The 21,243-nt window shown below is 43.6% G+C and carries 22 protein-coding genes; 8 read left to right on the top strand and 14 right to left on the bottom strand.

Annotated elements, in window-relative coordinates; all coding sequences use genetic code 11:
• Positions 1 to 33: 33 nt before the first annotated feature.
• The 9 genes from F6K63_RS10135 to F6K63_RS10095 all read right to left on the bottom strand — a co-directional run bounded on the left by F6K63_RS10135 (position 34) and on the right by F6K63_RS10095 (position 6,449).
• The gene (locus tag F6K63_RS10135; protein WP_008181110.1) at positions 34 to 984 is read right to left on the bottom strand and encodes a F0F1 ATP synthase subunit gamma; all 951 of its coding nucleotides are present in this window, start codon (positions 982 to 984) and stop codon (positions 34 to 36) included.
• The gene (locus tag F6K63_RS10130; RefSeq protein WP_131826958.1) at positions 972 to 1,229 is read right to left on the bottom strand and encodes a hypothetical protein; all 258 of its coding nucleotides are present in this window, start codon (positions 1,227 to 1,229) and stop codon (positions 972 to 974) included. The genes F6K63_RS10135 and F6K63_RS10130 overlap by 13 nt, the downstream gene beginning before the upstream one ends.
• A 97-nt stretch (positions 1,230 to 1,326) precedes the next feature.
• Positions 1,327 to 2,844, bottom strand: coding sequence for a F0F1 ATP synthase subunit alpha (gene atpA, locus F6K63_RS10125; RefSeq protein WP_008181107.1), 1,518 nt, complete (start codon positions 2,842 to 2,844; stop codon positions 1,327 to 1,329).
• A gap of 170 nt (positions 2,845 to 3,014) precedes the next feature.
• Positions 3,015 to 3,569 (bottom strand): ATP synthase F1 subunit delta, encoded by a 555-nt coding sequence (gene atpH, locus F6K63_RS10120; RefSeq protein WP_008181106.1) that lies wholly within the window; start codon positions 3,567 to 3,569, stop codon positions 3,015 to 3,017.
• Positions 3,566 to 4,099, bottom strand: coding sequence for a F0F1 ATP synthase subunit B (locus F6K63_RS10115; RefSeq protein ID WP_008181104.1), 534 nt, complete (start codon positions 4,097 to 4,099; stop codon positions 3,566 to 3,568). Before F6K63_RS10115 ends, atpH begins: the two co-directional genes overlap by 4 nt.
• Positions 4,100 to 4,307: 208 nt before the next feature.
• The gene (locus F6K63_RS10110; protein WP_008181102.1) at positions 4,308 to 4,739 is read right to left on the bottom strand and encodes a F0F1 ATP synthase subunit B'; all 432 of its coding nucleotides are present in this window, start codon (positions 4,737 to 4,739) and stop codon (positions 4,308 to 4,310) included.
• A gap of 101 nt (positions 4,740 to 4,840) precedes the next feature.
• A complete protein-coding gene (gene atpE / locus F6K63_RS10105; RefSeq protein ID WP_008181101.1) occupies positions 4,841 to 5,086 on the bottom strand; it encodes an ATP synthase F0 subunit C in 246 nt (81 codons plus the stop codon).
• A gap of 132 nt (positions 5,087 to 5,218) precedes the next feature.
• Positions 5,219 to 5,968, bottom strand: a complete 750-nt coding sequence (gene atpB, locus F6K63_RS10100) for a F0F1 ATP synthase subunit A (protein WP_008181099.1) — start codon at positions 5,966 to 5,968, stop codon at positions 5,219 to 5,221.
• Positions 5,969 to 6,044: 76 nt separating this feature from the next.
• Positions 6,045 to 6,449 carry an ATP synthase subunit I gene (locus F6K63_RS10095; RefSeq protein ID WP_229414363.1) on the bottom strand — a complete coding sequence of 135 codons (405 nt, stop codon included), beginning with the start codon at positions 6,447 to 6,449 and terminating at the stop codon, positions 6,045 to 6,047.
• 892 nt (positions 6,450 to 7,341) lie between these two features.
• Between F6K63_RS10095 and F6K63_RS10090 the strand changes: the two genes are divergently transcribed.
• Positions 7,342 to 8,694, top strand: a complete 1,353-nt coding sequence (locus F6K63_RS10090) for an RNA-guided endonuclease InsQ/TnpB family protein (RefSeq protein ID WP_287311947.1) — start codon at positions 7,342 to 7,344, stop codon at positions 8,692 to 8,694.
• Between the two features lie 22 nt (positions 8,695 to 8,716).
• On the opposite strand, the gene F6K63_RS10085 is transcribed toward F6K63_RS10090, so the two are convergent.
• The 3 genes from F6K63_RS10085 to F6K63_RS10075 all read right to left on the bottom strand — a co-directional run bounded on the left by F6K63_RS10085 (position 8,717) and on the right by F6K63_RS10075 (position 12,020).
• On the bottom strand, positions 8,717 to 9,400 hold the full coding sequence (locus F6K63_RS10085; RefSeq protein ID WP_048815185.1) for a hypothetical protein: 684 nt from the start codon (positions 9,398 to 9,400) through the stop codon (positions 8,717 to 8,719).
• Positions 9,401 to 9,460: 60 nt separating this feature from the next.
• Positions 9,461 to 9,661 carry a hypothetical protein gene (locus F6K63_RS10080; RefSeq protein ID WP_131826957.1) on the bottom strand — a complete coding sequence of 67 codons (201 nt, stop codon included), beginning with the start codon at positions 9,659 to 9,661 and terminating at the stop codon, positions 9,461 to 9,463.
• A gap of 238 nt (positions 9,662 to 9,899) precedes the next feature.
• A complete protein-coding gene (locus F6K63_RS10075; RefSeq protein ID WP_008181086.1) occupies positions 9,900 to 12,020 on the bottom strand; it encodes an NAD(P)/FAD-dependent oxidoreductase in 2,121 nt (706 codons plus the stop codon).
• A gap of 159 nt (positions 12,021 to 12,179) precedes the next feature.
• Between F6K63_RS10075 and F6K63_RS10070 the strand changes: the two genes are divergently transcribed.
• On the top strand, positions 12,180 to 12,434 hold the full coding sequence (locus F6K63_RS10070) for a hypothetical protein (protein WP_008181083.1): 255 nt from the start codon (positions 12,180 to 12,182) through the stop codon (positions 12,432 to 12,434).
• Positions 12,435 to 12,691: 257 nt separating this feature from the next.
• Here the strand turns inward: F6K63_RS10070 and F6K63_RS10065 are convergent, their stop codons facing one another.
• Positions 12,692 to 14,392, bottom strand: a complete 1,701-nt coding sequence (locus F6K63_RS10065) for an MFS transporter (protein WP_044492460.1) — start codon at positions 14,390 to 14,392, stop codon at positions 12,692 to 12,694.
• A gap of 219 nt (positions 14,393 to 14,611) precedes the next feature.
• Between F6K63_RS10065 and F6K63_RS10060 the strand changes: the two genes are divergently transcribed.
• The 4 genes from F6K63_RS10060 (at position 14,612) to F6K63_RS10045 (ending at position 20,037) form a co-directional block, all read left to right on the top strand.
• A complete protein-coding gene (locus F6K63_RS10060; protein WP_008181079.1) occupies positions 14,612 to 15,133 on the top strand; it encodes a phosphoribosyltransferase in 522 nt (173 codons plus the stop codon).
• A gap of 490 nt (positions 15,134 to 15,623) precedes the next feature.
• A complete protein-coding gene (locus tag F6K63_RS10055) occupies positions 15,624 to 16,379 on the top strand; it encodes a hypothetical protein (RefSeq protein WP_008181078.1) in 756 nt (251 codons plus the stop codon).
• 83 nt (positions 16,380 to 16,462) lie between these two features.
• Positions 16,463 to 18,268, top strand: a complete 1,806-nt coding sequence (locus tag F6K63_RS10050) for a hypothetical protein (protein WP_008181077.1) — start codon at positions 16,463 to 16,465, stop codon at positions 18,266 to 18,268.
• Positions 18,269 to 18,510: 242 nt separating this feature from the next.
• Positions 18,511 to 20,037 carry a DUF1802 family protein gene (locus tag F6K63_RS10045; RefSeq protein WP_287311945.1) on the top strand — a complete coding sequence of 509 codons (1,527 nt, stop codon included), beginning with the start codon at positions 18,511 to 18,513 and terminating at the stop codon, positions 20,035 to 20,037.
• A 16-nt stretch (positions 20,038 to 20,053) separates the two neighbouring features.
• Here the strand turns inward: F6K63_RS10045 and F6K63_RS10040 are convergent, their stop codons facing one another.
• Positions 20,054 to 20,329 (bottom strand): hypothetical protein, encoded by a 276-nt coding sequence (locus tag F6K63_RS10040; protein ID WP_008181075.1) that lies wholly within the window; start codon positions 20,327 to 20,329, stop codon positions 20,054 to 20,056.
• A 158-nt stretch (positions 20,330 to 20,487) separates the two neighbouring features.
• On the opposite strand from F6K63_RS10040, the gene F6K63_RS10035 reads away from it, so the two are divergent.
• Positions 20,488 to 20,907, top strand: a complete 420-nt coding sequence (locus F6K63_RS10035) for an element excision factor XisH family protein (RefSeq protein ID WP_008181074.1) — start codon at positions 20,488 to 20,490, stop codon at positions 20,905 to 20,907.
• Positions 20,895 to 21,230 (top strand): XisI protein, encoded by a 336-nt coding sequence (locus tag F6K63_RS10030; protein WP_008181072.1) that lies wholly within the window; start codon positions 20,895 to 20,897, stop codon positions 21,228 to 21,230. The genes F6K63_RS10035 and F6K63_RS10030 overlap by 13 nt, the downstream gene beginning before the upstream one ends.
• Positions 21,231 to 21,243 lie beyond the last annotated feature (13 nt).

Below are 21,243 nucleotides of genomic sequence, written 5' to 3'. Positions count from 1 at the left end.
GCAGGTGACGATAATAAATGAAATAAAATGAAATTAACCGAGTGCTTCAGCACCACCCACAACTTCCAGAATTTCCTGGGTAATTGCGGCTTGCCGTGCCTTGTTGTAGGTTAGGGTTAGTTTACCAGTCAGTTCCGATGCATTATCACTGGCATTACTCATTGCTGTCATCCGACAAGCCAGTTCACTAGCTGCTGACTCTTGTAATGCCCGTAGTAACTGGTTGTTTAGATATAAAGGCAACAGGGCATCGAGGATTTGCACGGGGTCTTGTTCAAAAATCATGTCACGGGGGAAAGTCTCGGTAGTTCCCCTTGTGACTACCTCCCGCTCCACCTTGAACTCACCACCTTTAGTTGTCAGTCTGAAGATTTCATCATCCTGTGATTCTAGTCCCTTAGCTGTTAGGGGTAGCAGGGTTTGAACCGCAGGTCGAGAACTAATCAATGAGACGAATTTGGTGTATATCAACTCCACCCGGTCTACGGTTTCAGACAGAAACAGGGAGAGGAGTTGGTCAGCAATCATAGATGCTTCTGATGCTGTGGGAATCTGTTCTAAACCGGTGTACTTGGCATCAATTGGCTGATTGCGGCGCTCGAAGTACTGAATAGCTTTGCGTCCAACTAGCACGTATTTGTAGCCAACCCCTTTCTCCTGTAGTTCCTTTGCACGGTTTTCGGCACGCTTGATAACGTTAGTATTGTAACCGCCACATAGTCCTCGATCCCCTGAAACGACGAGCAAGCCTACATTCTTGATTTCCCGTTCTTTTAGTAGGGGCAGATTGGCATCTTCAAACTGCATCCGGTTTTGCAAACCGTAGAGAACTTGTGTTAAGCGGTCAGCAAAAGGACGGGTGGCAGTCACCTGTTGTTGAGCACGACGTACCTTAGCCGCAGCCACAAGGCGCATCGCTTCGGTGATTTTCCGGGTATTTTTGACTGACTTAATGCGATCGCGAATGTCTTTTAGATTAGGCATAATCTGTTCAAGGATGACGGTTGTCTCGGCTTGAAGGTTGTCTGGTTGAAGGTTGAAGGTTGTCTGGTTGAAGGTTGAAGGTTGTCTGGTTGAAGGTTGAAGGTTGTCTGGTTGAAGGTTGAAGGTTGTCTGGTTGAAGGTTGAAGGTTGTCTGGTTGTTGGCCTTTGGGGTTCGGTGTAGGGTAGGTTGACTGTTTTTTAGAGAACCTGCAACCTACTAACCTGCAACTGAAATTAACCTGCAACCTGCAACCTACTAACCTGCAACCTACTAACCTGCAACCTACTAACCGGTAACCTGCAACGGAAATTAACCTGCAACCGAAACTAATCTTTAACCTGTTAAGCAGAGACTAGGAAGGTCTGTTTGTATTCTGCGATCGCTTCCTTTAGAATGCTTTCGGCTTGATCAGTGAGCTTCTTCTCGTTTTTGATGATCTCAACGTACTCTGGCTTGCTGGTTTTCAAGTACTCCCGCAGTGCCTGAGTAAAAGTTGTCACCTTATCAGTAGGCACATCATCGAGATAGCCATTGAGTCCAGCGTAAACGATTGCCACTTGCTCAAACACAGCTAGGGGTGAATTCTGAGGTTGCTTCAACACTTCCCGTAAACGTTGACCCCGAGCCAACTGAGCTTGGGTTGCGGCATCCAAGTCGGAGGCAAACTGAGCAAAAGCTTGCAAGTCGTCAAACTGGGCTAGTTCTAGCTTCAACTTACCAGCCACTTTCTTCATGGCCTTGGTTTGGGCAGCAGAACCTACCCGTGACACTGAGATACCAGGGTTAATCGCTGGTCTGACACCAGAGTTGAATAGGTCAGAGGAGAGGAAGATTTGACCATCGGTAATAGAAATTACATTAGTCGGGATGTAAGCTGATACGTCACCAGCCTGAGTTTCAATAATAGGCAGTGCGGTCATACTACCACCACCCAGTTCATCATTCAGTTTAGCTGCCCGTTCCAACAACCGGGAGTGGACGTAGAACACATCTCCTGGATAAGCTTCCCGTCCTGGTGGACGGCGCAGCAGTAGGGACATCTGGCGATAGGCTTGAGCTTGCTTAGACAAGTCATCATAAATCACTAGGGTTGCCTTACCGTTGTACATAAAGTACTCGGCAATCGAGGCACCGGTGTAGGGAGCCAAGAACTGTAGAGTAGCTGGGTCATTGGCATTCGCTGCCACGATCACAGTGTAGTCTAATGCTCCTTTTTCCTGGAGGGTATTCACCACTTGGGCTACCGTAGATGCCTTCTGACCAATAGCAACATAGACACAAATTACATCTTCTTGTTTCTGGTTGATGATCGTATCTACAGCAATAGCAGTTTTCCCGGTTTGTCGGTCACCAATAATCAACTCTCGCTGACCCCGTCCAATGGGAATCATAGCGTCAATAGCGGTGATTCCAGTTTGCATGGGTTCACAAACTGAACGCCGCGCAATAATCCCTGGGGCAATGGATTCCACCAGACGGGATTCAGTGCTTTGAATATCCCCCTTACCATCAATGGGACGACCCAAGCCATCAACTACCCGACCAATCAGTGCCTCTCCGACGGGTACCTGAGCAATCTTACCAGTAGCAGTAACCGAGCTACCTTCCTGGATCTGTAAACCATCCCCCATCAGCACTGCACCCACATTGTCCTGTTCTAAGTTCAGGGCAATGCCAACGGTGCCATCTTCAAACTCCAGCAGTTCCCCAGCCATGCACTTTTCCAAGCCATAAATCCGGGCAATACCATCACCAACTTGCAAAACCGTTCCAACGTTGGAAACCGCAAAACCTTGGTTATACCCTTGAATTTGCTGCCGAATAATGCTGCTAATTTCGTCTGGTCTAATGCTAATCATGATGTGTTTTTATCGTTAACTAACTAATTGTTTACTGTTAACTATTAACTGTTGACTTTTGACTGTTGACTATTAACTGTTCAAGGTTATTTCCCAAGGGGTTAACTTTTAACTTACTAACCTACCCTAAAAGGGAAGCCTCAGGCTAACAACCACCAACGTGACGTACTTCAACTGGTCAGAGCCATACCGATGCGACGTAGTTGTCCTTTGAGACTGGCATCAAATATCTGAGACCCGACTTTAATGATCACACCACCGATTACATCCGGGTCAATTTTTGTCTGCAGTTCCACCTGGTTGGCTCCCGTGAGGGACTTAACTTTCTCACGAACTGATTCTTGCTGAGCTTCACTGAGTTCTATTGCTGAACTGACCTCAGCCAAAACAGTTTGATCTAACTCCCTGAGAAGTTCTTGGTACTTCAGGCAAATGCCTTCCAAAAACACAATGCGCCCACGGTCTACTAGAATTCTTAAAAAATTCATGGTGTAGGGGTGAAGTTGGTCCCCAGCAATTTGTTGCAACACCCCGATTTTATCCTCAGCTTTGACCACAGGAGAGCCTAAAAACTCCTGCAATTGTGGCGATTCTTTCAAAAGATTCAGCAGAGTATCTACATCCTCACTCAGTTTGCCTTTGAGTTCGTTATCGGACTTAGCCAAATCGAGGAAAGCTTCTGCATAAGGTTCGAGTACTTGGCCACTCAAAAAACCACCTTTCATGAGCCACCTCCCAACAGAGCGATGTTGCGGTCAATTAATTGTTGTTGAGCAGAGTCATCTAATGTCTCTCTTAGTTGGGAATCCACCTTAGCCATTGCCATAGTAGCAACTCGCTGACGTAGTTCGGCCATGGCTCGTTCCCTTTCCGAGTTCAAATCCTGAACTGCTGATTCTTTCATCCGTTCTATCTCTTGAGCCGAAGCGGCCAAAATTGCCTCTTTAGCTGCTTTAGCATTAACTTCTGCTGCAGCACGAATGTTTTCTGCCTCGACTTGGGCTTGAGCTAACTTCTGCTGTTGATCTGCTAAGGCTTCGGCTCCTTGTCTTTGACGAGCTTCTACTTCTTTAATAGTCTGTTCAATTTTTGAGCGTCGCTCACTCAAAACGTTTCCCACTAATTGGCGACCGAAGTAGTACAGTACCCCCAACAAAATACTCAGGTTGATTAGGTTGGTTTCAAGAATATTAAAGTTTAATCCGAAACCACCTTCTCCATGAGCTTCTGTTGCCAATAATACTAAATTCCCCATCATATCCGTTTACAATTGTTTTGAACGCATAATCTTGCTAAGCTATGACCTGTCCACCTACTCTCAAGATAATTATCTCAAGACAATTATCTCAAGACAATTATCTCAAGATAATTAATAGTTTGACATAGTTTGACAGTACTCCCACATCGCCAATCTCTTAGGAGTTGTAGTAAATATATGGGTCAGGCGGTCAAGGCCCAACCATTTATCTTACTAACGCTGGCCCTAACAATTTTTCTAGGATTTGGCTAGATAGATCATCGACTTGTTGTTCGAGGGAAGCCATTGCTTGCTGTTTTTGTTGATCAATTTCTTCTTGAGCTTTTGCTCGTTCAGCCTGAGCTTCTTGTTGGGCTTCAGCGATCGCTTGAGCTGCCATTTTTCTGGCATCTTCTTGGGCAGCAGCGATCACAGCTTGAGACTGCTTCCGGGCTTGACCCAACTGTTCTTCATACTCTTTAGCCATTTTTTCGGCTTTAGACAAGCGTTCTTTGGCATCAGATTCCTGATTCCGGATGTATTCGTCACGCTCATCGAGGGTTTTTGTCAGTGGCTTATAGAATATGGCATTTAATACAACTGTCAAAACCAGAAACTGCAATGCCATCAGAGGCAGAGTAGCATCAAAATCAAACATTTTTCACAGATTCCCAATCGGAATAAAACCGAACAATTGACCGTATCAGACCTACCATGTAGAGACGTTGCCTGCAACGTCTCTACATAAAGTATCAGGTTCTAAGAAAATGGGTTAGCAAACAGCAGTACCAGAGAAATTACCAGACCATAGATAGTCAGGGATTCCATGAATGCCAAGGTTAACAGCAGAGTACCGCGAATTTTTCCTTCAGCTTCCGGCTGACGAGCAATACCTTCTACAGCTTGACCAGCAGCGTTTCCTTGACCGATACCAGGGCCGATAGCAGCTAAACCGACAGCAAGAGCAGCAGCGACAACTGAAGCAGCAGCAACGATTGGATCCATGATGATTTTTCTTATCCGTGATTAAAGAACAAAATACAGAGCTACTAGTCAGAAGGATTCTCCGAAGGAGTCATCAATTCCAACTATTCCTAATTTAAGGCTACCGTGCCATTCCCATCATAAGGTTATCCCTTAATGTTCTTCGCCTTCGACTTCTATTGCCTCGTGAATGTAGGCAGCTGCCAAGGTAGCGAAGACCAGGGCTTGAATTGCACTGGTAAATAGACCTAGCGCCATAATTGGCAAGGGAATAAACAGAGGCACTAGCAGCACCAACACGGCTACTACCAGTTCATCTGCCAAAATATTGCCAAATAAACGGAAGCTTAGGGAGAGGGGCTTGGTGAAGTCTTCTAAAATCTTGATCGGCAAGAGGATTGGTATTGGCTGAATATAGCCAGCGAAGTAACCTAAACCCTTCTTGCTCAAACCAGCGTAAAAATACGCCAAGGATGTTAGTAAGGCTAAAGCAACGGTGGTATTGATGTCATTGGTAGGAGCCGCCAGCTCACCGGATGGTAGCTCGATAATACTCCAAGGAATTAGGGCTCCTGACCAGTTTGACACGAAGATAAACAAAAACAGTGTACCGATAAAAGGTACCCAAGGGCGATATTCTTTTTCCCCCAGCTGGTTTTTCGCTAAATCCCTCAAAAATTCTAGGGCGTACTCCATCACATTTTGGATACCGCCAGGAACCATTTGGACATTTCGAGTTGCCGCAAGGGAAGCTACTACCAGAATAGCAATCACTACCCAGGAGGTGAGAAAAACCTGACCGTGTAATGTTAAATTGCCAATCCGCCAATAAAAGTGTTCACCAACTTCTAAGGAAGCAAGGGGTAAAGAATTCAGAACGTTTAAAGCATTTATCATTTCCATTCTGGAGATTTACCCAGATTTCTGTCAAGGGTGAAACGTCTGTTTATCCTACCAATAAATCCGACTTAAATAAATCTTACTTAGAGGTAGGATTTACTAGGCTTTGCAGCACATAGACGATAATTGCGGCTTTGTACGTCAGAAACCCTAAAAATATAGGAAGTATTTGTAATTTTTGCCATTGACTGGCTACTACAATTATCCCAATAAAAACCGCAAACCGAGCCATGCTCGGACGTCTATTTTGTTGGCTTAGCCGCTCTACGTCTTTAGCCAACATTCTCAAGTAAACCATACCAGTACACGCCCCGATCAAATAATTTAAGGCAATGTTGAGGGAGTAAACCAGCCACACACAGATGAAAATAATCCCTGTCGCGACTAGGGTGACCAACAACAGAGTTTGTTTGAGTTGGTAATACTCCTGCATTGACGAACTCGTTGAAGGGGATAAGTAACTTGTTTGCGTGTTTTCCTCCATGGTCAATGGTTTCTCAAGAGGGTCATCTGACAAGTTCACCGGTAGCAGCAAATGCTAGTCCAGTGATCTGGCTTGTTTTCACAAACCAGACGTAATCATATCATGGGAAAGGTCACAATACTTAACAAATCTGGTATAAAAATAACTAATCCCTCCGAAGTGCGGTATAAATAAGGGTTTCGGCTGACAGGGTGATGGATAAATGGGGCAACGGATAAGTGCATGTAACGGATAGGTAGTGACTACACAAACTAAGGTTGCAGACTGAGGCTCACCACACCAATGATTTTCTTTAAGTCCTTGAGGTGCAGACGAAAGTTTCTATAGCTCCACCCTTGAGGGGGTGGCCGCGTCGTGATAGACCCTGATAACTGCCTGATTGACTGACTTGAGTGCAAAAACCCTGGATTTTATGTAGGCAGGGGTGGAGCGATAGCTAAACCCAACAAAACCATTGCCAAGGTTGGGTTTCACTATGTTCGACCCAACAGACAAAGCAATAAAAGTTACTCAACAGGGAAAGTCTATATCTTGTATTGCTATCCCGATGCGTTCGCGTAGCGTGGCCGTAGGCCAATCGCGTAGCGGCTTGTACCGAGCATCGCGTTATATATCATTTGGCATCCTTCTTAGGAAGAATCTCGCAACTCGCGAGAGGAGTAACTTAGTTGACGATTTGCGGTACAAAACGATACGATCAGTATGTCGTCAACAGTAGCTCGGTGAATAAGTACCTCCTGCCTCATAGTTGCTGCTGAGTGAGTCGGGGTCAATGTCAGAACGTGAGCTTGATGGGAAACGGCAGGGATAATCAAAGCCATTAAAACTCCATGACTGACAGCGCCGATCTGCTCGCTTAGTATCAAACCAAAATGAAGAATGACCCAGACTTATGCAACGAGGCTTCAAGACCCAGTTAAAACTTAATAATAGACAAAAAACCTTGATGGCTCAACACGCTGGGTATTCTAGGTGGCTTTGGAATTGGGCTTTAAATATGTGGAACGAATCCTATAAAGCCGGGCTAAAGCCTTCTGCTAACAAGCTGAAAAAGTTCTACACCAATCATGTTAAACCTCAATATCCTTGGCAGTCTACCTTAAGTTCTAGGGTTGATCAATTCGTATTCATGCACTTATCAGAAGCGTTTAACCGATTCTTTCAAGGGAGAGCTCAACACCCTAAGTTCAAGAAGAAAGGTAGAAATGATAGCTTCACCCTAGATAATTGTGGGAAGGTCATGGAGTTTTCAGGAACTCGGTTGAAACTCCCTTTTATTGGGTGGGTTAGCACTTATGAACCTTTACCTGAAATCCAGACGAAGCGGGTCACAATCAGTCGAGTAGCCGATTCTTGGTATATTTCTTTGGCCTACGAGTTGGAACCTGAACCCACTGTTAAATCTAGAGAATATCTAGGTGTTGATGTCGGGGTTAAAGTTCTAGCCACCTGTTCAGATGGGACGGTATTTCCTAATCCTAGAGCTTACAAACAAGCTCAGAAAAAGCTGGCTAGACTTCAACGAGAACTATCTAGAAGAACTATGGGTTCTGCCAATAGAAATAAGACCAAGCTGAAATTAGCTAAAGTCCATCAAAGTGTTGCTAACATCCGGAAAGATGCAATTCAAAAATTAACCTCTTGGCTTTGCAAAAACCACGCAGTCATTGGGTTAGAAGATCTAAATGTTTCCGGTCTGCTAAAAAACCAGAACTTAGCAGGTGCGATAGCCGATTCCGCTCTTTATGAAATTCGTCGTCAAGTCTCATACAAGTCTGAGTGGTACGGTTGCTCATTGGTATTTGTAGATAGATTCTACCCATCCACTAAAACTTGTTCTAGTTGTGGTCATGTTCAGGAAATGCCACTTAAAGAACGAGTTTTTGATTGTGAGGTTTGCGGTGAAGTCAAAGACCGTGACTATAACGCCAGCCTCAACGCGCGAACGTTTTGCCGAAGGCTATTCGGTCTAAGCCTGTGGAATAGGAAGTGCCGACACCCTATGAAAAACCAGGTAACTGGAAAGAAGCAGGAAGGGAACTTTAATACGGTTTGTACCGCATTATATCAGTTTCTCGTAGCAGGCAACAAAGGTACCACCCAACAAAAATATTGGTTAAATATTACTGAATTGAACTCAATAAATACGGACATGGTCAGAGGATATCTGAAAAGTTTTTTGATACTGAATTTTGCCCCCCTAGCCCCCCAATTCTGGGGGGAACAAGAATCAATTTGCTGGTAGAAGTCCCCCAAAATTGGGGGATTTAGGGGGCTTGGATGTAGCAAATGAGACTTTTCAGACAACCTCTCAGCAAAGCACTAGTATAGATGCCAATTTGTCGCTTCATGGCACTCAGAAATACTAGACTCATTACCAACACCATTGGCAACTTAGCTTTGATACCAATGAAATCAGGATTTGATAATGTAATTAACCCATCTAAGGAAGGAGCATTAACATGTCCGTCTGGATTTCTAGTGGCTGAAAATAGAATCGATTTAAAGAATCCTTCTGCATTCCATAAGATAAATGGTAGTGACGTTATCCCAGGGATAACAAGTATTAACAACAAAGCGATGAAGGTATCCTTTACAGGATTATCCTCTGATGATTGCCAAGCCCAAATCAGATAAAGTGGTACTAAAAATATAGCAATTTGTTTAATCCCTAAAGACAAGCTAAACATCAAGAAAGCTTTGGACTTGTGTTTCGGCAGTAACATCAGGGAAAGAATCATAAAAAATATGGCTAGGAAATCCAAGTTAGCGTCGATACTAACATAAAGCGTCCATCGGTTCAGTAACCATAATAAAGCAGCAAACCAGCCAAAAATAAATAATTTATGGTTATACAAATGATAGAAAATTAGACCAGCAATCCCGATATTAACCATTAAAAATATCGGTCGCCATAGGGAAATCCAGTCTGAGTAGTCTTGGAATCCCAATAATTGAGTTAATGCTGAAAGCCAATAAAAAATGGGTAAATACGTAGCATACTTCTGATTTTATCTCATATTTCCCGATAAGACTCTAGCGTAGGGATTTTGCCCCGATAAAATTCGCTTCCCTTCTACCCAGCTATAGTAAATATCATGTCCTTCAGTGTTATAGTTCCAAACTTGTAAAAGTTTGACATTAATGACAACACCGACAACAGCGATTAAAATTAGACAGATAATTACTAAAGTCTTTCTTTGAATCATCATCATTTTAGTTCTTGGGTAAGCCTTCAGCCGTCAGCTTAATTAAAATAAACCTCGAATGGGAGAATTTAATAGTTCGAGATTAATGAGAATTGAAATTCTGAGGAAAAGCCCATTGCGCCTAGGGCATTAGCTGATAGCTGATAGCTGATAGCTGATAGCTGAATGCTTACCTTCTTGGTTAATAAAAAATTGTTAATTACTAATTAACAATTAACGAATAACCTTAAATGATAAGTATTCAATCGAACTTGAGCTCACGGTTTATTTTTTCAGGACGCCCCATCCCAGCTGTGATGGCATAACTTTGAGCCAACAACTGTAACCAAAGCCGTGGATAACGCTTTTCAAGCCAGGGCTGTAACCGTCGAACTAGACTGGGAAACCAACCTTTGAGCAACCCGCTGACAAAGGCATTGCTAGTAAAACTTAAGTAACTGCCTACCCAAAGCAAGAAATCCTTTGCACCAGCCATTTCCAAAATCCAGGGGATGAGGGCAGGGTTTCGGCGAGCTGCTTTGAGTGCCAGTCGATTAAAGGTTAACCAACTGAAACGGTCTTTAATAAACGTATCTGGTACCTCCGGTGGTTCATCTGCCAACAAACCAAAGAAGGTATTGAGCATGGAGTTAATCCGCTGGGGTGGTAGATGACGACCTGTTGGTACCATCATCCCCTGGGAAAAGAGCCAGGTCACAGCAATATTACTTTGATAGGCACGAATTTGATTTAAATCCTTAGCACTCAAAAGATTGTGCCGCAAGGCAGTTTCCAAGAGATCGGTTAAGCGATAGAGGTTACGCACTAAGGAACCGAAGCCAGTGAACACCAAGGGGGACTGAAGGGAGGCAGCATCACCAATGGCAACCAGTCGGTCGAAGGCCACAATGCGATCGCGACTTCCCACCGTAAAATGTCCGGGAATATACCCAAAGGTTGGCTTCTTCCACACCAATTTTTCCATATCACATCGGCGGTATTCCGGTAAGATAGTAAAGAAATCTTCATACATTTCTAATAAAGAGCCGGGATTCTCAGGATGTATCTGATGGTAATGGAACAAATAAATTGTCAATTCCTGACCTGCACCAGGGAACAACTCCCAAATCAGTTGACGTCCCCGGGAAATATCCCCATGACTATTGAGAACATCACCATAATCGGGATCCCACACCTGAGGCTCTAATCCCTCAATCACAGCCCCCACCGTGGGACAGACACTATTAAACGCCCTACCCCCATTGAGTTGCCAAGCAATTGGTGAAGCCGTTCCCATGGCATCTACTAACAGACGACCACTCGCTTGTCGGTGAGATTTAGTCGGTAAGTGTTGCAAATCCACCACAACTTCCTCTGGGGTGATAGTTGCTTGGATAAACTCTGTCTCATCCCAGATTTCTCCCCCAGCACTGGTGAGCTTTGTTCCACACAGTTGCAAAAACTTAGCAGAATCAATGGCGATATTGAGCACCGTTGGCGTGTGCAAGATGGCTGCTTTCAAGTGGGGTGGGTTGTTGCTATCAAAGAACTTATTAAATCCATCAAGGTATTCCCTAGCAATGATCCCTTCAAACTCAGTTGGGGTAAATAAACCCAAATCAATCAGGCTTTGAAACTCATCCCGTGAAATATTCCATTCCCGGTTCATCCGCCCAAAGGTTAACCGCTCAATCAGCAATACCCGATAACCCCGCTGCGCCATTGTTGCAGCATGGATCACTCCCAAAGCACCACCGATGTAGATTACGTCGTACTTAGGGGTTGAAGGTTGCAGGTTAGATGGTTGAAGGTTAGTCGGTTGAAGGTTAGATGGTTGTTCGCGTAGCGTGGCCTTCAACCCCTTAAACACTACCTGCTTGGGCTGCTCGGGGTTACGAACCCCCTCACGCCAGCGCTTTTCCCACCAATAAACTCGATTCAGGTCATATTCTCCTCTAGGCATTTTCCGGAAAAAGTGCACAGTCTGAGGATAATAGGGTGCTAATGCTTCAAAGATGGATTGCTCAGATAACTCTACATCCGGTGGTTCTGGATAGTGGTAGGGGAATTGCTCCCGAAGACTCTGGGTCAGCTGTCTTAGAATTAGCGTTTCGCCGCTCAGGGGCTTTTCGGACCAACGAAAAGCTTTGAGGTAGGTGGTTCGCTGCACAGACCACACAAAAATCGAGATTTCTGGAATCAAAGATAGGGCAACTGTAGTCTTGTGATTAGAATTCTCATCAGGAGTAGTCTCCCATTGCAGACGAATACCATCTGGCGTGATTATCTTATCCCCGAGCTTAGGCTGCCATTCCTGTTGCAACCATTGGCACACAGTCTTGGTGTCTGGTGTAGGGATTTCTACGTACAGAATCTCTTTCATAGGGGTTATGTGATCACAAATTTCATTAAGAGGAGAGACGGAGGTAATCAGTGATGAAAATACGCTAAGCTTCCAAGTATCGACTTGTTTAATATTCGTAAAAATACTTTACATTGATTTCAGTTTAGTTATAGTCAAGGGTGCCCTTGTTTGTTAGGTATGAATTATCCCATTCCAGCTAGTCCACAAGAAATAGTCGCCCTACGTCAACAACCAGTTGATGAAGAACTGGTGGTAATGGCGATTGCTGGTGTCATTCAAATTGCCCGTCAAGAAGGACAGTCTCTTGACGATTTAACTGCCGAAGTCTTAGCAGAAGACGATTGGCTTGATCACTCACAAAGAGTATTACTCAATGACCTGGTTGTCCAAGCCTGGGAGAGTCTGCCTGAATTAGAATGGCAGGCGTCTTAAGCGACGCCCAAGCTGCTTAGGTTAATTGCTACGACTCAAGCCATAACGCATCTACCTTTTTCATCATTGATTGATTGATTGATTGATTGGTATTAGACCTGCCAGACTTAGTAGTTTTCTGATCTTGTTTGCGTCAATTGTTGTTTATGCAAGCTTTTTGCCTGACAACTGCGGCGAAGTCTATTGATTGGCAAATTTCCCCCAGTTATAACATTACTCCTGAGTCAAACTAGATCTTTAACACAACCGATCAATTCCTATTCCCCTTGCCTAGTAGCTTGATCACGCTCTCTTAGCTGCAAGAGAATTTGGGCATGAAATTCCTTGGTGATGGGATAGAAGTAAGCAAGTACTACACCACCAATCAAGAATAGAGTTGGCAGTGGTCCCATAGCGATACGGATGGCTAGCAGTGCGGAATCGGGTTGGGTGGGGACTGGTTGCCCAGCAGTAGATGAGATGAATCCTGACCACTCTAGGACAATACCGACTAAAAACAACCCTAGGGCTAAACCAAGTTTTTGCAGCAAAACCATGAAGCCATAAAATATCCCTTCCCGACGCTGACCTGTGGTCAATTCATCAAGTTCAATCACATCCGGCACCATGGACCAGGGGATGAGATAAGCCACAGAAACCCCAAAACCAGCCATAACAGCTAAACAGTACATTAAGGCCACTTGACCAGGTTGTAGCAAAAATATACCAACTTGAGCGATAACCCAGAGACTAGTGCCCATAAAGTAAGCGGTTTTTTTGCCCAATCGCTCACTTACCATCTTCCAGAAAAACAGCATCAATAAGGCAGTACCTTGAATCGCAAGGGCGACTAAGGAAAAGCTAGACTCGGGCAATCCCATCCAATTGACTATGAAGTAAAGCAAGATAGAACCGATTAACTGGACAGCTAACCAGGAACACAGGTAGATGCCAATCACATAGAGAAAAGGCTGGTTACTGAATACAATCCGCAGTTGCTCAAAAAAGGATAAGGAGGCTGAAGTGTCAGCTTCAGAGCGCTCTGTGAAAGCAAAGCTATCTTTCAGGTGGGGTTCTGGGGTAGAAAATATCAGAGTTATACCAAAGACGGTAATTAGTAAACCAAGAAGACTCAGAAAGATACCAGTGATATCAGGGTTGCTAGTGGCACCCAATAATTTGGCAGTCACTGGGATAATCCGGGCAATGCCATAGAAAAATGATAGGGGTCCAATTAGGGTCAGCAGAGTTCCTAGAGTCTTTTTCTGCTGAGTTCCCAATATAGGCTGTGCACCTCGTTCTTGGATGCGCAGCACACACCACAATATCGGCACCACCGCCAGCAAGGTGCAGACTAACCCTAGCACTAGATATTGCTTCCCACTATCACCGGCATAGGCACTAAAAATTAATCCCCCTAGAACTAAGGTTAGGATGCTGCCACCGATGGAAAAGGTAAAGCGAAAGCTGTTGAGGCTAGTGCGTTCGTTGTAGTCTTGGGTGAGTTCTGGGGTGAGGGCGGTGTAGGGTAGGTTAACTGCAGTGTAGGCAATGTTGAACAGAATAGCAATCAGAAGGTAGTAGCTAAACAGTAACCAGTTATTAATGGTATTGTTATTGCTGAAGTGGGGGACAATCCACTGTAAGAAAAACAGAAAACCAAAGGGAATTGCCCCAAACAGCATCCAGGGAATGCGACGCCCCCAACTAGAACGAGTGCGATCGCTCATAATCCCAACCATGGGATCATTGATGGCATCGGAAACTTTGCCAATCATCAGAATACTCCCTGCCAAACCGGCTGGTAAACCAGCCACATTGGTTAAAAATGGCAGGAGGTAAAAGACTAAGAGATTGGCGGTCATGGCTGGACCCATATCTCCAGCACCATAAGCTAGTTTGGTGGTAAAGTTAAGCTTTTCGAGTCCACCGGAGACTTGGGGACGATTACTGGCATCAGAACTAGAAACATCAGTCATAACCGATAAGATAATTGAGCTAGGCAATGTGGTGATAGGAATTTTTTTAGCAAAACGAATCACTCATAAGCCATTTCTAACATTAGACTTCTTGTAGAAGTAGGGAAATTCCGAACTTGGGAAATTCGGAACAACCGCTGGTAATGGTCGAATAGTTTTCGACTTTTGCTAATGGTCGATTCCCTCACCAATACCTAACCAATATCAATTGCGCGAACTATGTCAGAACTTTACGTCTCCTGGTCAGAGTACTATGAAAAAATCGAACGGCTAGCTGTCAAAGTCTATCAAGCCGATTGGGATTTCAACCAGATTGTCTGTATTGCTAAGGGAGGATTACGGGTTGGTGATATCCTCTGCCGCATTTACAATCAGCCCTTAGGGATTATGTCTGCTGCTTCCTATACCGGACCAGACAATCGGATCCGAAGACCGATTACGTTTTCGAGCCACCTGGCGATGACGACGGCAAAATTAGGTACTCGGATCCTGTTGGTGGATGATTTAGTGGATTCTGGTATTAGTCTACGAGAGGGGATTAAATGGCTTTATAGTCATTATGGTACAGAAATTGAGGAGATTCGTACTGCTGTGATCTGGTATAAAGGCTGTTCTGGGATTGCTCCTGATTACTATGTGGATTATTTGCCAGATAATCCTTGGATTCATCAGCCTTTTGAACCGTATGAGTCCATGAGTCCAGCTGATTTGGCTCAAACCTATTTAATTAGAGAAGTGTGATCCTATCAGCACAGAGGGAGCAGAGGAACCAGAGGGGGCACAGAAATAATAGTTGAAAGTAACCTAGGACTGAACAGAAGTGATATAATATCGAGACTCGACTACCTTGCTCTACTCAAGCTAGCAGAATTGGAGATTTTCCCAGTAAATGCGATCGCTTTCTGGGGGGAAAGACTGGATAGTTTGGAAATTATGATCCTAGAGGCAAGAGAGTACGATTTCGCTTTTCGCAGCACCCCAAGGGGCAATCCCATGGGGAATTGTGATTGACTTAGCTATGACTCATAGCCCTCAAAATGCAATTTTAGGGCTATACAAAGGCAGACGCTTAATTTGGCTGGCCTGAGGCTAGGCTAGCCATAAAAATTTATGGCTTCTGACTCAATCGTGCCGAATTGGCATCATACTATTGGTTAGGCTATCACTGGATAGAGAGGTGACAAGCCATAATCTGATCTACGTAAATACTAGAACAAAATACCTAGAACAAATGGAAATGTCAACAGTAGAACAAACAGAACAAACGGAAATGTCAACAAACCCTGAACCCGAAAATAAGAAAGAAAATAAGAAAGGGTTACGAGGGACCCCAGCCCAAGCTACAACTCGCCTCCTGTTACACTTGTGGAATCTAGGAGGATCAAAGCAAGAAGTCAAAAGAAAAGACTTAAGTGATACAGTGAAACTGAATAATGAGAGGTCTGGTGATTATACTGACATCTTTAAAACATTGGAAACAGATGGGACGATCAAGAAAACAAAAAAAGCCCGAATCGAGTATGTGTTTTTGACAGAGCAAGGCTTGCACGTGCTAGACGCTGGCATCAAAAGCGCTGATTTTGAGTTTGACGGTAGTCTGGTCAGAGCCAAGGATGTCAAGGCTGTTCTAAATTGGATTCGAGAAAGAAGCTCAGTGGCTAAGGTCGTTGACCCAGGCGCTGATGCTGAGAAAACTGGGGAAAATGCGATCGCTTCTTATGAAACCTTTGAGTCGGTGGTCTTGGAGGTTTACGACAAGCTAAATCAGGACTATAACCTTGATGATCTCGTACCGATTTATCGGATTAGACGGGAAATTGGGGATAGTGTCAGTCGTTCCCAGTTTAATGAGTGGTTGTTGGAAATGCAGGCTAAGGATATTTTGCAACTCCAAGGCGGTAGCTTACCGGATAGCGATCCATCCCAAATCGAAGATTCCATCACCACAGAACTGAGTGGATTACGCTGCTATGCTAAGCGGCTATAATCCTAGGCTGGCCTGGTTATTGTAATAAATCTCTGTTGACTGTTTGTAGCGTTTCCTCACACTAACATGACTAACAGTTTATCATGACTAATAGTTCATCTCCCCTTGAACAACTCCAGAATGCCATCAAAAAACAAAACCCTTTTAACAGAGAGTTGGTTGTCAAGAAGCAAAATGTATGGAAAAAAGAATTCCCTCACGTTCCTTCTATAAATGCTCATGCCTCCGACGCGGTTTTTAAGGCAATTGAAGAAGTTCGTGGCGGGGAGCGTCACGTTATTGGCATTACCATCAAGGCTGAACCAGGGTTAGGCAAAACTCATTTGCTCAGTAGGGTTCGCCATCAACTTCAATCTGATGGCGGTGCTTGGTTTGTCTATATGACTGATTACAATGACCTTAACCGGATCAAGCCGGAATTTTTTAAGACCCTGGCATTAAGTCTCAAGGAGGTTGGTAGCCAGGGGGTGAGTCAGTGGCAAGATTTAGGGACTGCTTTAGCCAATGAGGCGATGAAAAGAAGTTACACATCTCAGCAGTTAGTCAATGTATTTCCCAATGCCTTGGCTAAAAATCCCAAGCTAATTGATCAACTGACTGATAAAGTTCTTGAAATCAAGACAGACATCGACAATCCGGATCTGATCAGAGCGATTTTATGGACATTATCAAAGCAGCATGCCCCTTATGCTATTAAATGGCTGTCTGGCCAAAGTTTAGCCCAGAAAAAAGCTGACGAGATGGAGTTACCCAACAATTCGGAAGATGACAAAGACGCTTTCGATATAACTTGTCAGATTTTAGACCTAATTAGTGATTACAATCCCTTGGTGGTGTGTTTTGATCAATTAGATAGTACAGAATGTGATGATGGAGGGTTTACCAGAGCACAAGTTATTGCCAGCTTAGCAACAGATTTATACAATAGCATTAAACGGGGTGTGCTGCTGACCGCTATGTATCCTGACACTTGGACACATCAAATCAGAGCATTAGATTTAAATGAGGCAGTTGTTGACAGAATAGGCGAGCGAGAAGTTGAGTTAAATCCTCTAAATTCTGAGCAGATAATTGATCTAGTGTCCCTACGGTTAAAAGCGTTTTATAATCAGAATAAACTAACTCCTCCTCAGCGGGTTTATCCCTTTACCGAAGAAAAACTGAAAGAATTTGGGAAACAACGACCAACAGCAAGAGATGTTCTTAAATGGTGTCAAACTAACTGGGGATTACCTAATGGTCAGCAAGTTTCATCCCATAGACCTGCTATAAATCCGGTTAGTTCTGCTTATAATAACGAGATCAAAAATATTGACAATGAAGAGTATATGGAGGATGACCCTCAGCTCACTAACGCTATCAAGTTTGGCCTCAACCAACTCATAGGACAGATAGTGTCAGGAGTCACAATCGAAAAAATTGAAGCTCCAGTTAAACCTAAAAATAAATACTTAGGGCTCAAGATAGTTGGTAAAGAAGACGGGAATACGGTCAAAATCGGACTAGCGGTGATCCAAGCCTCTGTTGGAAATACTGTAACGGCTGGGTTATCTCATCTTGGGAATTATAAAAAATATGATCTGACCCGTGGTTGTTTAGTCCGCTCTAAACCCATAAGTCAAAGTGCTAAGAAGGCTCAAGAGTGTTTGAATAACCTGAAGGCTCAAGAAGGAAAATGGGTAGTGTTGAAAACAGAGGAGGTTAAACCCTTAATTGCGATTCGCTCTGTTTATGAGAGTCGTGAAGACTATGAGTTGAGTGAAGAGCAGATTAAGGATTTTATCTCTAACACAAAGCTAGCCATAGATAACCGATTACTGCGAAAAATTTTGAGTGCTCCATCGGGACAAATTCCTGAAGAGGCAGTGGATGAAGAGTCGGAAAGTTAAAGGATGAGTAAGTCAATGAATCTATAGCATTTTCCTTTGATTTGTGAACATACTCCCTTAAGGAAAGGCAAGAGGCAAGAGGCAAGAGGCAAGAGTTAAGAAAATATATAGGGATTTTTGGTAATATCAAAAAAGTAACTTTCTTTGGTATAATTGATTTATAAATGCTAGAGTTGACAGGAGTTACATAGTTGACGCTAGGGATGAGATTGATTGATAGTAAGTGATCTAGATATCTACTAATGAGTCAGCAAGATTTAATTTCAATAGCCCTACTTTTACCGGCACCAGATATCGAAGCCTTAATTCAAGGGCGAATGATTGCTGCTATACCTCAGCTATTTATCAATCCAGGGCGAAAATTTGTCCTATATCCGTCTAAGATATTAACTAATAAGATATCAAGGAATAATCCATCAAGTCATTGCCTGTATCCTGAGCAATATTATCGCTCTAGTTTTCTAGAAATAGCCAAAAAAAGTCTAACAGCAGTGAATTCTGAGGAAACTGTTTTGATTAAGGCTTGGGCTAGGTGTGAACTTTGCCAACACCTGAAGAAAACTGAATCCTTGGAAAGCTTATCACCGTTAACGGTATGGACAGCAGCCGGATTACAAGCAAGACTTGAGAAACAGCAGGGTATTTTCCTGGCTTACTTGCGGGTTTATCAGTTGCCTAAAGTTCTTGAAGTACCTAGACATGATAGTATTAGTAATATTAGAAATACTACTAGTCAGCCCCTTGGAAAGTTTGTTAGTTTAGGTGATAATATTAGGGTTACTGACGATTGGCCAGTATTAAGCGATCGCATTTTCAGCCAACGGCGACACCAGCTAGAAAATCGACTCCCGCCACTGTATCCGGAATTGGAAGAATTACAGAGTCAAATCGCTAACCTGGCAATTACTAACCCAGCTGCTAAAGCCCTTGACGAAGAGATCAAAAAATTTATAGGCTGGAGTAGCAACAAGCAGTTAACCTCATCTAATCCAGATTTAGCTTGGATAAATACCATCGCAGCATTGGGAAATCGCAGCAAAGAGTTGGATCAAGGTAAAACTAATTATCAAGCTGGTACAGATTTTGAAAATATTGTTCGTGATAGCCTTAAGTTTCTAGGATTTACCATCGACCATGCTCACAAAGGTGGTGCTGGTGGCTTAGATTTATTCTGCTCAAAACCTTATCCCTTGGTGGGTGAGTGCAAGGCTGGGAAAAAAATTCCTAACGATACGGCAGTACAACTGTTGAATTTAGGAACATTACGTTTAAACAATCAAGAACTACTTAATAAAACGGCTAAGTTAATCATTGGCCCTGGTGAGCCGACTAAACAACTTATGGATGCAGCTATTGTACATGGTATGGCAATTATTAATCCTGAAACTCTTCAGAAGCTGGTGAAACTTCAAAGCCAGTATCCCAATTCCGTTGATTTAATTATACTAAAGGATTACTTGATACCTGGTCAAGCTGATCAGGAAGTTGAGAAATATATTAATCATGTTTCTGAAAAACTGAAATTGCGATCGCATATTGTCCAGCTGGTGAAAAAGCTGATTGACGATAGAGATAATCACACCGTGGGAGTAGAGATGATCTATGGAGCCTATAACTTCTCCAATCCACCCCAGTCCTTGACTCAGGCAGAACTACACGAAATATTGATTGAGCTTTCTTCTCCCTTAACTGGCTACTTGGGGAGAATCAAGGAAACGGATAGTAAAAGTGATTGCTTTTACTTCCTGCGGGACTTGCCCATGGATTAATTAGCACTTGTTCAGTCTAGTATTTTTCAATTTGGTGAGGTACTTTTTTTGAGGGAGCAGGGAGCAGGGAGCAGGGAGCAGGGAACAGGGAGCAGGGAGCAGGGAGCAGGGAGCAGGGAATAGGCAAGAGGCAAGAGGAACCCACCCCTAACCCCTCCCAGGAGGGGAAGGCAAGAGGCAAGAGGCAAGAGGCAAGAGGCAAGAGGAACCCACCCCTAACCCCTCCCAGGAGGGGAAGGCAAGAGGCAAGAGGCAAGAGGCAAGAGGCAAGAGGCAAGAGGTAAACAATCATGTGTACCTCATTAGGATATAAAGCGCTATAGTCAAAATCTGCCGGTTTGTGTAACGTTTTATTTCAAGATTCCAAATTTATGCTTGTGACCAATACCTAAAGCGTGATCAAGCTACCATGGAGATAGCCTTGAGCATCCCAAGAATGAGCTACTTTTAATGGCAAAGGATATCTACCACGAAACCGTGAAAACGGCTCTGATCAAAGACGGATGGATGATTACTAACGATCCCCTAGCATTAGCTGTTGGAGAGCGAACCGTTTACGTAGATATGGGCTCCGAGAAACTTTTTGCAGCAGAAAAAGATTGGCGACGTATTGCAGTTGAGGTAAAAAGTTTTATTCGTCCTTCTCCTGTACAAGACCTAGAAAATGCCCTTGGTCAATATGTGCTTTATAGAAGTTTGTTAAAAGAATCGATTATCCATCGAGAACGAACATTATATCTAGCGATTCGCAATGCAGTTTACTTAGATTTTTTTCAAGATAAAATTGCTCGAATTGCTATTGAGAGCAATCAGTTAAATTTGCTAATTTTTGAGGCCAACGGCGAGGAAATAGTGCAATGGATAGATTAGATGAGTATTCCAGATTAATTCGAGAAATTCTAGAGCGTTACGCTCGGATTAGTTACAGTCACGGAGATATCCAAAGTTATGCGATTGCCGATACTCTAAACAATCATTTTATGCTCATGGTTGTTGGCTGGGATGGCAAACGTCGAGTCCACGGCTGCATTACCCATGTTCAAATTATTGATGGAAAAATCTGGATTCAACGGGATGGTATCGAAGATGGCATCACCGAAGAACTAGTAGCTGCAGGGGTTCCCAAATCAGATATTGTGCTAGGGTTTCACCCACCAGAAGTTCGTCCCCATACTGGTTATGCGATCGCGTAGCGTGACCAAAGGT

Origin of the sequence: Moorena sp. SIO1G6, from assembly GCF_010672795.1 — a bacterium.
Taxonomy (GTDB): domain Bacteria; phylum Cyanobacteriota; class Cyanobacteriia; order Cyanobacteriales; family Coleofasciculaceae; genus Moorena; species Moorena producens.
Note: the sequence above shows the minus strand (reverse complement) of the source record. Positions and strands in the feature narration are given on the sequence as shown.

Coding starts and splice junctions, on each gene's coding strand:
- F6K63_RS10135 (WP_008181110.1), bottom strand. CDS start 984: ATGCCTAATCTAAAAGACATTCGCGATCGCATTAAGTCAGTCAAAAAT.
- atpA (WP_008181107.1), bottom strand. CDS start 2,844: ATGATTAGCATTAGACCAGACGAAATTAGCAGCATTATTCGGCAGCAA.
- atpH (WP_008181106.1), bottom strand. CDS start 3,569: ATGAAAGGTGGTTTTTTGAGTGGCCAAGTACTCGAACCTTATGCAGAA.
- F6K63_RS10115 (WP_008181104.1), bottom strand. CDS start 4,099: ATGGGGAATTTAGTATTATTGGCAACAGAAGCTCATGGAGAAGGTGGT.
- F6K63_RS10110 (WP_008181102.1), bottom strand. CDS start 4,739: ATGTTTGATTTTGATGCTACTCTGCCTCTGATGGCATTGCAGTTTCTG.
- atpE (WP_008181101.1), bottom strand. CDS start 5,086: ATGGATCCAATCGTTGCTGCTGCTTCAGTTGTCGCTGCTGCTCTTGCT.
- atpB (WP_008181099.1), bottom strand. CDS start 5,968: ATGGAAATGATAAATGCTTTAAACGTTCTGAATTCTTTACCCCTTGCT.
- F6K63_RS10095 (WP_229414363.1), bottom strand. CDS start 6,449: ATGGAGGAAAACACGCAAACAAGTTACTTATCCCCTTCAACGAGTTCG.
- F6K63_RS10090 (WP_287311947.1), top strand. CDS start 7,342: ATGCAACGAGGCTTCAAGACCCAGTTAAAACTTAATAATAGACAAAAA.
- F6K63_RS10080 (WP_131826957.1), bottom strand. CDS start 9,661: ATGATGATTCAAAGAAAGACTTTAGTAATTATCTGTCTAATTTTAATC.
- F6K63_RS10075 (WP_008181086.1), bottom strand. CDS start 12,020: ATGAAAGAGATTCTGTACGTAGAAATCCCTACACCAGACACCAAGACT.
- F6K63_RS10070 (WP_008181083.1), top strand. CDS start 12,180: ATGAATTATCCCATTCCAGCTAGTCCACAAGAAATAGTCGCCCTACGT.
- F6K63_RS10065 (WP_044492460.1), bottom strand. CDS start 14,392: ATGACTGATGTTTCTAGTTCTGATGCCAGTAATCGTCCCCAAGTCTCC.
- F6K63_RS10060 (WP_008181079.1), top strand. CDS start 14,612: ATGTCAGAACTTTACGTCTCCTGGTCAGAGTACTATGAAAAAATCGAA.
- F6K63_RS10055 (WP_008181078.1), top strand. CDS start 15,624: ATGGAAATGTCAACAGTAGAACAAACAGAACAAACGGAAATGTCAACA.
- F6K63_RS10050 (WP_008181077.1), top strand. CDS start 16,463: ATGACTAATAGTTCATCTCCCCTTGAACAACTCCAGAATGCCATCAAA.
- F6K63_RS10045 (WP_287311945.1), top strand. CDS start 18,511: ATGAGTCAGCAAGATTTAATTTCAATAGCCCTACTTTTACCGGCACCA.
- F6K63_RS10040 (WP_008181075.1), bottom strand. CDS start 20,329: ATGATTGTTTACCTCTTGCCTCTTGCCTCTTGCCTCTTGCCTCTTGCC.
- F6K63_RS10035 (WP_008181074.1), top strand. CDS start 20,488: ATGGCAAAGGATATCTACCACGAAACCGTGAAAACGGCTCTGATCAAA.
- F6K63_RS10030 (WP_008181072.1), top strand. CDS start 20,895: ATGGATAGATTAGATGAGTATTCCAGATTAATTCGAGAAATTCTAGAG.